The sequence below is a fragment of the Parabacteroides sp. Y3-G-102 genome (genome assembly GCF_023656845.1).
GTDB classification, from domain to species: domain Bacteria; phylum Bacteroidota; class Bacteroidia; order Bacteroidales; family Tannerellaceae; genus Parabacteroides; species Parabacteroides distasonis.
This window is the reverse complement of sequence record NZ_JAMOKU010000015.1, coordinates 42,730-56,671: the sequence shown is the minus strand read 5'-3', so window position 1 is coordinate 56,671 and position 13,942 is coordinate 42,730. Positions and strand designations below refer to the sequence as shown.

The window sequence follows — 13,942 nt, the reverse complement described above, 5'->3', positions numbered from 1 at the left end:
ATGAATATATTAACATTTGACATTGAGGACTGGTATAATCATGATGATTATTCAGAAGATTTTGAATGGGATAAGTTTGAAGTTCGGTTATATGAAGGTGTAGATAAGATACTTCAAGCTTTATCTGACAGTAAAACTAAAGGTACTTTCATGTGTCTTGGATGGGTTGCGGAAAAGCATCCTTCTATTATTAAGCAAATCGTTGCCGAAGATCATCATATAGGTTGTCATTCGTATCAACATCAATTAGCAACCAAGTTTACAAGAGAAGAATTCAAGCAAGATACATACAAGGCAAAATGTTTGATAGAAGATGTAGCCGGTTGTGAGGTTAATGCTTATAGAGTTCCTTCGTTTTCTATAACTAAAGAAAATAAGTGGACATTTGATGTGTTAATTGAACTGGGCTTTAAATATGATAGTTCTGTTTTTCCTTTGACTCATGAGTTTGGTGGTATTCCAGGGTTCAAGGCTACTCCTTCACTAATTAAGACATCTAACGGAGTTTTAAAGGAGTTCCCCATAAGTCTCGGTAAAATATTAGGTCGTGACATAGTATTTTCTGGAGGTGGTTATTTTAGAATTATGCCATATGGTATAATATCTAATCTAACAAGAAAGTCTGACTATTTAATGTCATATTTTCATCCTAGTGACTTTGACCCTCTCCAACCTCAAATGCCTCAACTATCAAGAATGCGACAATTTAAAAATAGAGTTGCACTAAAAGGAGCTTATACTAAATTTGTAAAATACATAAAAGATTTTAATTTCATAAATTTATGTGAGACTGATAATCTCGTTGATTGGTCTTCCTCTCAAACAGTTACTTTAGACGATATTTAACTTTAAGTACAATTCTCAAAAAATAAGACAAAGCAACAAAAAAATATTCCTTCATTTGTTGAAGGTTGATCTTGGAGGTCAGGTTGATGAAAGCTTTCCTAAGCTTGATGATGCGACTTTGAGAAAATTGTACAGACTTGCTTCTAAGCAAGCAGTAAGGGGGATTGCATTTGAAGGATTACAACAAATGAATGCCAATAGGAATGGTGGTATTGAAACTATTCTTAATTGGTCTGCTTCTGTCATGTAAATTGAAAAGAGAAACGAGTTAGCCAACAACGTTGCTCCTGAAGTTTTTGAACTTTTTTCGAAGAAAGGCTTTCAATCCGTCATGATGAAGGGACAAGTGGTTGCTACAGAGTACGCTTTTCCTTTGAGAAGTGAAAGTGGTGATATAGACTTATATTTTACCGAAGAAGAAGGTAAACGGCTGCGGAAATTGTAAAAAGCAGGGCTGTAGGTATAAAGAGCGAAGTTCCTTATAACATCTTTCAAAAGTGGTATAAGGATACTCGTAAAAAACAGTTGAAGTCAAAGTAGATGGTATTCCACCAGCAGAGGAAGAGCGGGAATCTATACTGGTTTCAATGTCTCATAAAGCATTGGTCATCCCGATAATTCTGTTCGCATCTGGATCGAAATTTGTATAAGCAATAGTCTGCATTTGTTCCCAAAGAATTTAAGCTACCGTGACCTTACCGTATGGTAGAGATATTATGGATTTTTCTTGATGTGGAATTGAAGAGTATTATGTCCGACGGATATAACGTTTATGTTTTTATTGGTGATGAATTGAAATCAGCCCGATTCAAAGATACTGTTCACCCGATTTGTATGTTTCATGCCAACAACAAGTTTGTTAAGGCGGCTAATCAAGGCAACGAACCGAATGCGGAGATTATGCTAATATAGCCTCTGGCAAAATCATATTGGCGGTAGACTAATGTTGAATTCAAACGTATTATTTAATAAAACTTGGTTTAGTATACTGTAAAGTGCCCTTTCAAAGGGGGATACCCTGAATTGAGCTGACATTTAGAAATGAATTAATACAAATGCATTTTATATGATAACAAAAAAAATCCCTTTTTCACCTCCTGATATGACTTATGCAGAAGTTGAGGAGGTTAAAGAATCCATCCTTTCCGGATGGATTACTACAGGTCCGAGAACCAAGGAGTTTGAAAATATGATTGCTATGTGCTGCGGAACGAACAAAGTGGTTTGTTTGAATTCGGCTACAGCATGTATGGAGATGATTCTGCGTGTGCTGGGAGTTGGACCGGACGATGAGGTGATCACTTCTGCTTATACGTATACGGCTACAGCAAGCGTGACGTGCCACGTAGGGGCGAAGGTGGTAATGGTTGATACTGCTCCGGACTCCTTTGAAATTGATTATTCAAAACTGGCTGATGCGATTACTCCAAGAACTAAAGCCATTCTTCCTGTAGATTTGGCTGGGGTTGTTTGTGACTACGATAAGATTTTTGCAGCTGTGAAAAGTAAGAAAGATATATTTGTTCCTGCAAATGACATTCAGAAAGCGTTTGGGCGTGTGGTAGTTTTGGCTGATGCTGCTCATGCATTTGGCGCTAAATGGCATGGTAAGATGTGTGGTGAGATTGCAGATTTTACCTCTTTTTCATTCCATGCTGTGAAAAATCTTACTACAGCAGAAGGTGGGGCACTGACTTGGAGACCAGTTGAAGGAATGGATGATGAATGGATTTACAAACAGTTTCAGTTGCTTTCTCTTCATGGTCAGAATAAGGATGCTCTTACAAAAACTCAGCTTGGAGCTTGGGAGTATGACATCGTTGCACCTAATTATAAATGTAATATGACGGATATTATGGCTGCAATAGGTCTCGCTCAATTGAAGCGTTATCCCGAGATGCTTTATCGCCGCCGCCAGATTATTGAACGTTATGATGCTGCGCTCGAAGCAAGTGAGATACCTGTACGGGTGCTGAATCATTATGGAGATGAACATTCTTCAAGTGGCCATTTGTATCTTGTCCGTCTTCTTGGCAAGACATTGGAGCAGAGAAACGAAGTTATTAATCGGATGGCTGAGCGTGGTATCGCTTGCAATGTTCACTATAAACCGCTTCCAATGATGACGGCATATAAGAATTTGGGATTTGATATTAATGATTATCCTAACGCATATAACCAATTCGTGAATGAGATTACACTTCCTCTTCACACCAAACTTACAGACGAAGACATTGATTACGTCATTTCTAACTTCGTTGATATTATCTCTAAATAATAGCTCTATTGAAACGTATTTTTGATATTGTTGCAAGTGGTTTTGGACTGCTTGTGATGAGTCCTGTATTCCTTATACTTGCAATTTGGATAAAGTTGGATTCGAAAGGTCCTGTATTTTATCGTCAAGTGAGAGTAGGGCGAAAGAATCGGGACTTCAGAATCTTTAAATTTCGCTCAATGCGTGTAGGGGCAGATAAGATGGGATTGATTACTGTTGGTGGTCATGATCCAAGGGTGACCCGTTCGGGTTACTTTATTCGTAAGTATAAGTTGGATGAGTTTCCGCAACTTATCAACGTCTTTATTGGCGATATGAGTTTGGTGGGACCTCGTCCGGAGGTACGTAAGTATGTGGATTTGTATACTTCAGAACAGATGCAAGTGTTAGATGTGCGTCCGGGGGTTACCTCTTTGGCTTCTATCCGCTATAGGAATGAGAATGAATTGTTGGAAAAAGTGGAGGATTCGGATCAATATTATATCAATGTAGTTATGCAAGATAAGCTTGCGATTGATTTGGAGTATATTCGTAATGTTTCGTTTGGGTATGATATTCGTTTGGTCTTTCAAACGTTTTGGGAGATTATTCGTAGATAGTACTTACGTCTTTATTATTCCTTAAAAACCTTTTGAGAGATATGCAGACGATACAATCTGCCGTTGTCAATCAGAGGCAAGAAGTCTGAAGGTTGTGATTATAGAGTGCTTTTCAAGTTGCAGACTAGCGTTACACCAAGAAAAGACGAAAATTGTTTTTTTGCAAGAGCGTTATCGCAAGCCTGTGGCGTGAAGCCGGGGGATGGAGGTGCTGGTACAAAGTTTTACTTTCTGTGCTTCCTCGCATCCGATCACTTATTTGGGGGCTACGCCTGTGTTTGTGGATTCGGAGGTGGATACTTGGAATATGAATCCTGTGTTATTGGAAAAGGCTATTAAGGATCGTACCGAAAAGACGGGAAAAACACCGAAAGCGATTGTTCCCGTTGCCTTATATGGGATGCCTTATAAGGTGGATGAGATTATGGCTGTCGCTGATCGGGTATAATTACCGGATGTCGAATATTTGTGCGGGTATCGGGCGTGGTCAGATGACGGTGGCTGATGCTCATGTAGCTCATCATAAGCATACGTGTGATTTATACCGGGAACTGTTGAAGGATGTGAAAGGGATCACCTTGCATGAGAATCCTTCCGGTCGTTTTGATAGTAATTATTGGTTGAATACGATTGTCTTGGATCCTTTATTGAGGGTGAAAGGGCAGGAGAATGCTTATCAAGCAACGGTACAAGGTGCTGTTGGTGGTGCGGGTGGCGTGACTCACGCAGCGGCTAACGCACATACGGATTGCGAGCCGAATGCCAATGTTGAGGCGATGCGTGTGGGACTTGACGCGATGGATATAGAATCCCGTCCTTTGTGGAAACCGATGCATAAGCAACCTGTTTATAAGGATTGTCCGGCTTACGTGAATGGGGTGAGCGAATCTTTGTTTAAGGTTGGGTTGTGCCTGCCTTCCGGCCCGTATGTGACGGATCGGGATATTGAGTATATCGTTGGAGGTATAAGGGGCTTGATTGAGCGTTGATTTTAACAGCTATTCCATGAGTTAAATTCGTTTTACTGTGTAGGCCTAAGTAGAGGCTAATCATAAAGATTTTATTTTTGTTACGAGGAGGGTGTGTCATTTTGATGCACCTTTTTTTGTGTTTGGTAGAAAGTTGCAAGTTGAACAATGTGGACGCTTTGTTCTTGCCATGTGACTATGTTCGTCGTTATGGAGACGGCAAGGATGCTGAGATAACAAAGCCGTCTCAAACAGCCGCTTAATTGTTAAAGAATAAGAAATCTGAATTTTGTTCAGAAAAACTGGTATGGTTAACCTGTTGATAAATACTGGGTACGCTGTATTGGTGGTTCACGCTTGCAAAAAAAGTAGACTAAATACTGTATTATAATCAATAATGATTATATTTGTTTCTGTAAAAGAAAAAGATTATGGATACAACGGTGAAAATAGCGGATAGTTATATAAATTTATTGTCTTCGTTTAGCGATGAGATAAAGTTGCGTGTCATTCGTAAGCTTTCAGAGAGCCTTTTGAGGGGTAAAAAGAAAGAGACATCCATACAAGATTCGTTTGGCGCTTGGGATGATGACAAAAGTGCAGAAGAGATTATTGCTGAAATTAATAAAGCACGTGTTTTGGGAACGCGATCTATTGAATCTTTTGACGAATGAGGCGTTATCTTTTAGATACCAACATATGTATCTTCTATATGAAAGGGAAATTTCATTTAAATGAGAAGATTGATGATAAAATGAAGCGATATTGCTTTATTTCTGAAATTACTATTGCCGAACTTCTATATGGAGCTACTTGCTCAAATCGAAAGGATAAAATGTTGAAAGAGGTAGAATCTTTTATCTCGCAGTTTACAGTTTTACCAATTTACGGTTCTTTGCTTATGTTCGCTGAACTAAAAAGCACATTGAGATCTCAAGGACTTTTAATAGATGATTTTGATTTGTTGATTGGAGCTTCTGCCGTAGCAAATGATTTGATTTTAGTTACAGAAAATGTAAAGCACCTAGAACGTATTCCTCATCTTAAAATAGAGAATTGGATTGATAGAGCGAAGATTTAATTGATAATCTATTCATTTAATTAAAGTTACTTCATGATAGGAAAGATATAATGGAGCAAGTAGCTATTGCCGCTCGAGAAAGTTCACTTAGAGTGGAGATGGAACTGAAACGAAGAATGCAGGAAGTGAGAGAAAAACTGAAGATATATAGATCGAACGAATCTAAATAGTGATTTGTAATGAAAGAGAAACGCCCTACACTTTGTATTGTTGCTGGTCCTAATGGATCAGGAAAAACTTCTACTACTGAACAATTATAATTATGCCCCCGTCTTTCTTTCCCTTAGGGAGGATGAGAGAGACGGGGGCTTTTTTATGCTTCTAAACATGGAATGATAATTGGTTGGGATTTGGATAATCGCTAACTTGTCGGCGCTGAATCCGTGAAATTCCTTGCAGATTGTAAGCACCTACTAAATCATTCACGTTATGGAAATACATCTTGATAACTATTTGCCGGAATATCCTTCCTTCGTTTCCGGTATTCGCCGTGCTCCCGATCGCGGCTATTCGCTTACGCCCGCTCAAACAGAAACGGCATTGATGAACGCGCTTCGTTACATCCCTGTTGAATTACATGAGAAGCTAGCTCCTGAGTTCATGGAGGAATTATTGACCCGGGGACGGATCTATGGTTATCGCTACCGTCCGCAGGGAGACTTGAAAGCGAAGCCTATCTCTGAATATAAAGGTCAATGTATCGAGGGAAAGGCCTTTCAAGTAATGATCGATAATAACCTTTGCTTTGATATCGCTTTGTATCCTTATGAGTTAGTTACGTATGGCGAGACTGGGCAGGTCTGCCAGAATTGGATGCAATATCGTTTGATTAAGAAGTATTTGGAGGAGCTGACCGAGGAGCAGACCTTGGTGATCGAATCCGGGCATCCTCTAGGATTGTTTCATTCCAAGCCGGATGCCCCACGGGTGATTATCACGAACTCCATGATGGTGGGAATGTTCGATAACCAAAAGGATTGGCATGTCGCCGCCCAGATGGGAGTCGCTAATTATGGACAGATGACGGCCGGAGGTTGGATGTATATCGGCCCGCAAGGTATCGTACACGGTACGTTTAATACCTTGTTGAATGCCGGACGTAAGAAATTAGGGATTCCACAAGATAAGGATTTGCGAGGCTATCTGTTTGTATCTTCCGGTTTAGGAGGAATGAGTGGCGCTCAACCTAAAGCCGCCGTGATTGCCGGTGCTGCCAGTATAATCGCCGAGGTAGACGCTTCCCGTATCGAGACACGCCGATGCCAAGGATGGGTCCAGCATGTGACGGATGATATGGGGAAAGCTTTCTCCTTAGCCGATGAGGCGATTCGTAAGAAAGAACCGATCTCTATCGCTTTTCATGGCAATATCGTGGATTTATTGGAATATGCCGATAAACAGGGGCTTTCCATCGACCTTTTGAGTGACCAGACCTCGTGTCATGCGGTCTATGAAGGTGGTTATTGTCCGGCAGGCGTGACGTTTGAGGAACGTACGGAATTATTGGCTCATCACCGGGAAGACTTTTGTGCTTTGGTCGATAAAACGTTGAAGCGACATTTCGAGGTGATCAAGCGTCTGGTTGCCCGGGGTACCTATTTCTTTGACTATGGGAACTCCTTCATGAAAGCGATCTATGATGCCGGTGTACATGAGATTTCCCGTAACGGTGTGGACGAGAAAGATGGTTTTATATGGCCTTCTTATGTGGAAGATATCATGGGGCCGGAATTATTTGATTATGGGTATGGCCCTTTCCGCTGGGTATGTTTAAGCGGTAAGCCGGAAGATTTGATTCGCACGGATCATGCGGCTATGGCGTGTATCGATCCGACTCGAAGAGGGCAGGATATGGATAATTATAATTGGATACGTGACGCGGAGAAGAACCGTTTGGTGGTGGGTACGCAAGCCCGGATCTTATATCAAGACGCTGAGGGGCGCTTGAAGATCGCCCTTGAGTTTAACCGAATGGTACGTGATGGGGAGGTAGGCCCGATTATGTTGGGACGAGACCATCATGACGTGAGCGGTACGGATTCTCCATTCCGTGAGACCTCTAATATACGGGACGGAAGCAATGTGATGGCTGATATGGCGGTGCAGTGCTTCGCTGGAAATGCCGCCCGGGGTATGAGCTTGGTCGCTCTTCATAATGGTGGAGGGGTTGGTATCGGTAAGGCGATAAACGGAGGTTTCGGTATGGTTCTCGATGGTAGTGAGCGGGTGGACGAGATACTTCGCTCTGCTATGATATGGGACGTGATGGGGGGTGTCGCCCGTCGCTCATGGGCTCGTAACCCGAATGCGATGCGTACGAGCGCTACTTTCAATGAGAACCGTGGCGAACAGTATCATATTACCCTCCCGTATATCCCGGAGAGGGCGTTTATTCATGAAATCGTACAAACATCATTAAATAAAAAGGTATGAGTACTTGGAATAAGATTATGGAATGTGTCCCTAACTTCAGTGAAGGACGGGATCTGGAGAAGATAGATAAGATCGTAACGCCTTTCCGGGCTAAGACGGGTGTTAAACTGTTGGACTATAGTAATGATGAGGATCACAATCGCTTGGTTGTTACCGTGGTAGGGGAGCCAGTCGCTTTAAAACAAGCCGTATTGGAGGCCATTGGAGTTGCCGTTGAGCTGATCGATTTAAACAAGCATAGCGGTCAACATCCTCGAATGGGGGCCGTAGATGTTGTTCCTTTTATACCGATTCGCGGATGTACGATGGAAGAGGCGATCGCCTTGTCTAAGGAAGTAGGGGAGGAAGTGGGCGCTCGTTATGCCGTGCCGGTCTTCTTATATGAGAAATCGGCTTCCGCCCCTTACCGGGAGAATCTGGCGGCGATCCGTAAAGGAGAGTTTGAGGGGATGGCAGAGAAAATCCATCAACCGGAGTGGAAACCTGATTTTGGTCCGGCCGAAAGACATCCGACAGCCGGTACGGTTGCCATAGGTGCCCGCATGCCTTTGGTCGCCTATAATGTGAACTTAGGAACGAATCAATTGCAGATCGCTACGGATATAGCGAAGAAAATCCGTTTCATCGGCGGAGGTTTACGCTATTGTAAAGCGATGGGGGTTGAGTTGAAGGAACGTGGTATCGTACAGGTCTCTATTAATATGACCGATTATACCCGTACGGCCTTGTACCGGGCCTTCGAGTTAGTTCGTATCGAAGCTCGCAGATATGGTGTTCCGGTGGTGGGGAGTGAGATTATCGGCTTGGTTCCTATGGAGGCGTTGATCGATACGGCCTCTTACTATTTGGGATTGGAGGATTTCTCAATGAATCAGGTGTTGGAAGCTCGTATTATGGAATAGCGTATGGAGAATAGCAAGATATTAATCAGGAATGCTGCCCAGATCGTCACTTGCCATGGGGATAAGGCGCGACGGGGAGCGGAGATGTCTGATTTAGGCGTTATCGAGGATGGAGCCGTAGCGATGTCTGATGGGGTTATTACGCATGTAGGACCTACGGAGGAGGTACTTCGAAACATCCATGCGGAGGATTATTTGGAGATTCGGGCGGAGAACCAAGCGGTGTTACCCGGATTTGTAGATAGCCATACGCATTTTATCTTTGGCGGTTACCGGGAGGAGGAGTTCTCTTGGCGATTGCGAGGAGATAGTTATATGTCGATCATGGAGCGTGGTGGAGGTATCGTGAATACGATGAAAGCTACCCGTGAAAGTGATTTCGATACACTATGGGACAGAGGGGAAGAACGTTTGGATGAGTTATTCTCCATGGGTGTTACCACAGTGGAAGGGAAAAGTGGTTATGGTTTGGATTTGCAAACAGAATTAGTTCAGCTTCGTGTCATGTCGGACCTGAATGAGTCTCATCCGATGGATGTCGTATCGACCTTTTTGGGAGCTCATGCTGTTCCTCCTGAATTTGCCGGTCGTACGGACGATTATGTGGATTATATGATCGAGGAAGTTCTTCCTGCCATACGAGCCGAACATACGGTTACATTTTGTGATGTGTTTTGTGAGAAAGGCGTTTTCTCGTTAGAACAGAGTGAGCGCTTGCTTCGTGCCGCCCGTCATCATCGTTTTAAATTGAAGATGCATGCGGATGAGATCGTTCCTTTCGGAGGGGCGGAACTGGCGGCCTCCTTGAAGTGTGTAAGTGCTGATCATTTGTTACATATATCGGACACAGGCATCAAACGTCTGGCAAGAGCGGGTGTCGTGGCTACCTTACTTCCGCTGACTGCCTTTTCCTTGAATGAGCCGTATGCGCCTGCAAGGAAGATGATAGATGCCGGTTGCGCGGTGGCTTTAGCCTCCGATCTAAATCCGGGAAGTTGTTTCTCTGCCTCAATCCCGATGATGATAGCCTTGGCCTGTATCTATATGAAGATGACCCCTGAAGAAGCGGTAACGGCATTGACCATTAATGGAGCCGCAGCTGTGGGACGTGCCTCCGAGATTGGAAGTATCAGCGTGGGAAAACGTGCGGACGTGATCTTGCTGAAATACCCGTCTTATAAGTTCCTACCTTATCATGTGGGAATGAATCTCGTGGATACCGTAATTAAGGACGGGGAACTTTATATGATGTAAGATAAGAATTGTTGAATCATTTAAATCAAAATACTATGTTAGCAGACTTGACAATTAAAGATTTTTTGGCGGAAACGGCGGGTAGTGCTCCCGTTCCCGGTGGTGGAAGTATATCTGCCTTGAATGGCGCTATAGCGGCAGCTTTGACAGAGATGGTGGCCCATCTGACTGTTGGCAAAAAGAAATATGCGGAAGTGGAAGGACAAATGAAAACGATCGCTATCGAGGCGGCTTTGATCCGTGAGCGTCTTACTGAATATATCGATAAGGACAGCGAGGCTTATGATCGTGTATTCTCCGCTTTTAAGTTGCCGAAAGAAACGCCTGACGAACAGGTGATCCGTACGAATGCGATACAGAGCGCAACGAAGGAGGCGGCTATTGTTCCGATGAGGGTGGCGGAGGAGATCGGTTCCGTAATGGAGACGATTATCTATGTGGCTCACAAAGGTAATCAGAATGCCGTCACGGATGCTTGCGTGGCGATGATGGCTGCCCGTACTTGTGTATTGGGGGCTTTATTGAATGTCCGAATTAACTTAACGTCCATCCAAGACGAGGTGTTCGTCGGAATGATGCGGAAGAAAGCGGATGAACTGGAGGCGAACGCTATCCGTGTAGAGCAAAAGTTATTGGATTGGGTGAAGACTAAATTATAGCATATGAGCAATGTCTATTATGTGGGTTCCGAGCCTCTCTCTTTTGAGGGAATCGAACGGATACTTACTCAAAATATGAAGTTGGAGCTTTCACTCGAGGTGAAGGAGCGCATCCAGCGTTGCCGGGATTACTTGGATCATAAAATCGAGCAGCAAGAGGGGCCTTTGTATGGGATTACTACCGGTTTCGGTTCTTTATGCAATAAGAATATCTCTCCGGACGAATTGAGCACCTTGCAAGAGAACTTGGTGAAAAGTCATGCCTGTAGCGTAGGGGATGAGGTAAGTCCGGTGATCGTCCGTTTGATGATGTTATTGAAAGCGCATGCCCTTTCGTTGGGGCATAGTGGCGTACAGGTGATTACCGTACAACGTATTCTGGACTTTTTCAATAATGACGTGCTTCCGATCGTGTATGATCGTGGCTCTTTAGGCGCTTCCGGTGATTTGGCGCCTCTGGCGAATTTGTTCCTGCCTCTGATCGGCGTGGGTGACGTTTATTATAAGGGCCGCAAACGGGAAGCGATCAGCGTATTGGACGAGTTCGCTTGGAAGCCTGTGAAGCTGAAAAGCAAGGAGGGGTTAGCTTTATTGAACGGTACGCAATTTATGAGCGCCAATGGCGTATTCGCCTTGATGCGTGCGTTTAGCCTGTCCAAGAAAGCGGATCTGATCGCCGCTTTATCTTTGGAGGCTTTCGATGGGCGTATCGATCCTTTCATGGATTGTATCCAGCAGATGCGTCCGCATCCCGGACAAATCGAGACCGGGGCCGCTTTTCGACGGCTATTGGAGGGAAGTGAGTTAATCGCCCGGAAAAAGGAACATGTTCAGGACCCGTATTCATTCCGTTGTATCCCTCAAGTGCATGGGGCTACGAAAGACGCTATCAATTATGTGGCGAATGTCCTGCTTACCGAAGTAAATTCCGTGACGGATAATCCGACGATCTTCCCGGAGGAGGATAAGATTATTTCCGGCGGTAATTTCCACGGTCAGCCCTTGGCGATTTCTTATGATTTCTTGGCGATTGCCTTGGCTGAGTTAGGAAATATATCGGAACGTCGTGTCGCTCAATTGATCATGGGTTTGCGGGGATTGCCTGAGTTCTTGGTCGCTAATCCCGGCCTGAACTCCGGTTTCATGATCCCTCAATATGCGGCTGCCAGTATGGTAAGCCAGAATAAGATGTATTGCTATGCGGCGAGCAGCGATTCTATCGTGTCTAGTAATGGACAAGAGGATCATGTGAGTATGGGAGCGAATGCGGCGACGAAGTTGTTTAAGATCATGGACAACTTGGATCATATCTTGGCGATCGAGTTGATGAACGCTGCACAAGGAATCGAGTTCCGTCGTCCGGCTAGGACTTCCCCGGTATTAGAGAAGTTCTTGAAGGATTACCGGAAAGAGGTGCCATTTATCGATGAGGATATTATCATGTACACGGAAATACATCGTACGGTGGCGTTTATTCGTAGGAAAGACTTTGTATATTAATTTTAGGAACACGGAGCACACGGAATACACGGATTTGTTTTGCGATATGTAATATTGATCTGTGCGATGCCGTGTATCCTGTGTGCTCCGTGTTCTTTTTGTATATTCGCCAACTATTACGAATGAAACTAAATGAGCGGATTTAATAATTGAGCCCGAACTGCCACAAAGGGATTACATTCATGTATCCTTGTTCGATATTGTCCTTTACAACGAAGCCGTTCTCTATTCCTTGCAGTTGCTTTTGCTTTTTATTTTTCCCTCCAACTTCGAAAGTATAGTCGGCTATTTGAAAATCCGATATAGGGGAGGTGATGACTTCTTGCTCCACACGTGTTTGATTCAAGAAGAATGTTTCTCTGATGTTCCCGATGTTGGATATTTCCTTCCCCAAATTGTACATAAGAGTAGGATTATCCAGATAAACTTTATCTACTTTGCCTAGCCCTCTGATGCCACCGACTCCATCGCGTAGTTGGGAGATTAATCCGGATTCCTCGAGATAAAGAAAGTAATCGGATAAATTGTTGCGACTCACTCCTAGCATAATCGCTATGCTACTCATATTCGGTTTGAATGGTACGCTTTGGGCAATGATGGTGAGCAATTGCTTTAGTTTTCGTGCTGTTGATATGCTCATTTCTGAATACTGCGGTATATCAACTTCCAACGTCGTGTTTATTACTTGTTGTAAGCGTATATGAAATTGGTCTTCTTTCGAGAACGGATAATACCCTTTCTCTAGATAGGATTGGAAATAGGCATAAGGACGGAATTTCTCGGGGAGTTCTATGCGGTGCTCTACGATATCGGCTAGTGTATGGGTCTGGATCTCTATGTTGTGAAACATATTAAGATATTCGCGAAATGAAAGCCCTTGCATAGAATAGACGATAGCCCGTCGGCTCAGGTCTGCCGATCCCTTGTTGATATCAAGGATGGAGGAACCTGTGAAGAATATCTTTAGATCCGCGTGATAGTCATACATCAGTTTTAGCTCGCGGGCCCAGTCCTTGTATTTATGGATTTCGTCTATAAGAAGATGGGTCCCTCCTCGCTTGACGAAGTCATCAGCTAAATCCACTAAGTGGTGGCTGGAAAAGTACAAATCATCAGCGTTGACGAACAAGGTCATATTTCTGTTCAGTTTTTCTTTGGCATATTGCAACATCAAAGTAGTTTTCCCAACGCCACGCGGACCTACTAAGCCCAATAGCCGGTTGTTCCAATTAATGCGGTCGAACATATATCGATGGAATGAGGTAGGTGTAGTACGTAACATCGCATCGAAACTTGTTTGTAACTTATCCATATATTATAATGTTTTCGCAAATATACTAATTTGCACTGTGAATAGTGCATTTTTTGTAAAGAATTGCACTACTTGCGGTGCAATTTATGTTATCTTTTCTTGATTCTTGG

Annotated in this window: 13 protein-coding genes and 2 pseudogenes; 14 read left to right on the top strand and 1 reads right to left on the bottom strand. The window is 43.4% G+C overall.

Features of this window, described 5'->3' with window-relative positions; translation table 11 throughout:
- From NBH16_RS09425 to hutH, 14 genes and pseudogenes are all read left to right on the top strand, one after another.
- Entirely contained in the window at positions 1-846 is an 846-nt protein-coding gene (locus NBH16_RS09425; protein WP_036611389.1) for a polysaccharide deacetylase family protein, read from the top strand.
- A gap of 55 nt (positions 847-901) precedes the next feature.
- Entirely contained in the window at positions 902-1,096 is a 195-nt protein-coding gene (locus NBH16_RS09420; RefSeq protein ID WP_036611386.1) for a hypothetical protein, read from the top strand.
- Positions 1,097-1,291, top strand: a complete 195-nt coding sequence (locus NBH16_RS23400; RefSeq protein WP_080707552.1) for a nucleotidyltransferase family protein — start codon at positions 1,097-1,099, stop codon at positions 1,289-1,291.
- Between the two features lie 263 nt (positions 1,292-1,554).
- A pseudogene (locus NBH16_RS09415) lies at positions 1,555-1,743 on the top strand (IS66 family transposase); the annotation flags it as partial.
- Between the two features lie 169 nt (positions 1,744-1,912).
- Positions 1,913-3,124, top strand: a complete 1,212-nt coding sequence (locus tag NBH16_RS09410; protein WP_036611380.1) for a DegT/DnrJ/EryC1/StrS family aminotransferase — start codon at positions 1,913-1,915, stop codon at positions 3,122-3,124.
- An 8-nt stretch (positions 3,125-3,132) separates the two neighbouring features.
- Entirely contained in the window at positions 3,133-3,723 is a 591-nt protein-coding gene (locus NBH16_RS09405; RefSeq protein ID WP_036611378.1) for a sugar transferase, read from the top strand.
- Positions 3,724-3,903: 180 nt separating this feature from the next.
- Positions 3,904-4,712 (top strand): annotated as a pseudogene (locus tag NBH16_RS23285) (DegT/DnrJ/EryC1/StrS family aminotransferase); the annotation flags it as partial.
- Between the two features lie 410 nt (positions 4,713-5,122).
- Positions 5,123-5,365 carry a hypothetical protein gene (locus NBH16_RS09390; protein WP_005859159.1) on the top strand — a complete coding sequence of 81 codons (243 nt, stop codon included), beginning with the start codon at positions 5,123-5,125 and terminating at the stop codon, positions 5,363-5,365.
- Complete coding sequence (locus NBH16_RS09385) at positions 5,362-5,772, top strand: type II toxin-antitoxin system VapC family toxin (protein WP_005859157.1); 411 nt, start codon at positions 5,362-5,364, stop codon at positions 5,770-5,772. Before NBH16_RS09390 ends, NBH16_RS09385 begins: the two co-directional genes overlap by 4 nt.
- Positions 5,773-6,201: 429 nt before the next feature.
- Positions 6,202-8,205, top strand: a complete 2,004-nt coding sequence (hutU, locus tag NBH16_RS09380; RefSeq protein WP_196008625.1) for a urocanate hydratase — start codon at positions 6,202-6,204, stop codon at positions 8,203-8,205.
- Positions 8,202-9,107, top strand: a complete 906-nt coding sequence (gene ftcD / locus NBH16_RS09375) for a glutamate formimidoyltransferase (RefSeq protein WP_250788420.1) — start codon at positions 8,202-8,204, stop codon at positions 9,105-9,107. Before hutU ends, ftcD begins: the two co-directional genes overlap by 4 nt.
- Before the next feature lie 3 nt (positions 9,108-9,110).
- On the top strand, positions 9,111-10,361 hold the full coding sequence (gene hutI, locus NBH16_RS09370) for an imidazolonepropionase (RefSeq protein ID WP_005859151.1): 1,251 nt from the start codon (positions 9,111-9,113) through the stop codon (positions 10,359-10,361).
- A gap of 35 nt (positions 10,362-10,396) precedes the next feature.
- Entirely contained in the window at positions 10,397-11,020 is a 624-nt protein-coding gene (locus tag NBH16_RS09365; protein WP_008779294.1) for a cyclodeaminase/cyclohydrolase family protein, read from the top strand.
- A gap of 3 nt (positions 11,021-11,023) precedes the next feature.
- The gene (gene hutH, locus NBH16_RS09360; protein ID WP_057327372.1) at positions 11,024-12,520 is read left to right on the top strand and encodes a histidine ammonia-lyase; all 1,497 of its coding nucleotides are present in this window, start codon (positions 11,024-11,026) and stop codon (positions 12,518-12,520) included.
- A gap of 142 nt (positions 12,521-12,662) precedes the next feature.
- Here the strand turns inward: hutH and NBH16_RS09355 are convergent, their stop codons facing one another.
- Positions 12,663-13,832 carry an ATP-binding protein gene (locus NBH16_RS09355; RefSeq protein WP_250788418.1) on the bottom strand — a complete coding sequence of 390 codons (1,170 nt, stop codon included), beginning with the start codon at positions 13,830-13,832 and terminating at the stop codon, positions 12,663-12,665.
- Positions 13,833-13,942: the final 110 nt, after the last annotated feature.

Excerpts from the sequence above, each read along its gene's own strand:
- NBH16_RS09425 (WP_036611389.1), top strand. The coding sequence starts at position 1 with ATGAATATATTAACATTTGACATTGAGGACTGGTATAATCATGATGAT.
- NBH16_RS09410 (WP_036611380.1), top strand. The coding sequence starts at position 1,913 with ATGATAACAAAAAAAATCCCTTTTTCACCTCCTGATATGACTTATGCA.
- NBH16_RS09390 (WP_005859159.1), top strand. The coding sequence starts at position 5,123 with ATGGATACAACGGTGAAAATAGCGGATAGTTATATAAATTTATTGTCT.
- NBH16_RS09385 (WP_005859157.1), top strand. The coding sequence starts at position 5,362 with ATGAGGCGTTATCTTTTAGATACCAACATATGTATCTTCTATATGAAA.
- hutU (WP_196008625.1), top strand. The coding sequence starts at position 6,202 with ATGGAAATACATCTTGATAACTATTTGCCGGAATATCCTTCCTTCGTT.
- ftcD (WP_250788420.1), top strand. The coding sequence starts at position 8,202 with ATGAGTACTTGGAATAAGATTATGGAATGTGTCCCTAACTTCAGTGAA.
- hutI (WP_005859151.1), top strand. The coding sequence starts at position 9,111 with ATGGAGAATAGCAAGATATTAATCAGGAATGCTGCCCAGATCGTCACT.
- NBH16_RS09365 (WP_008779294.1), top strand. The coding sequence starts at position 10,397 with ATGTTAGCAGACTTGACAATTAAAGATTTTTTGGCGGAAACGGCGGGT.
- hutH (WP_057327372.1), top strand. The coding sequence starts at position 11,024 with ATGAGCAATGTCTATTATGTGGGTTCCGAGCCTCTCTCTTTTGAGGGA.
- NBH16_RS09355 (WP_250788418.1), bottom strand. The coding sequence starts at position 13,832 with ATGGATAAGTTACAAACAAGTTTCGATGCGATGTTACGTACTACACCT.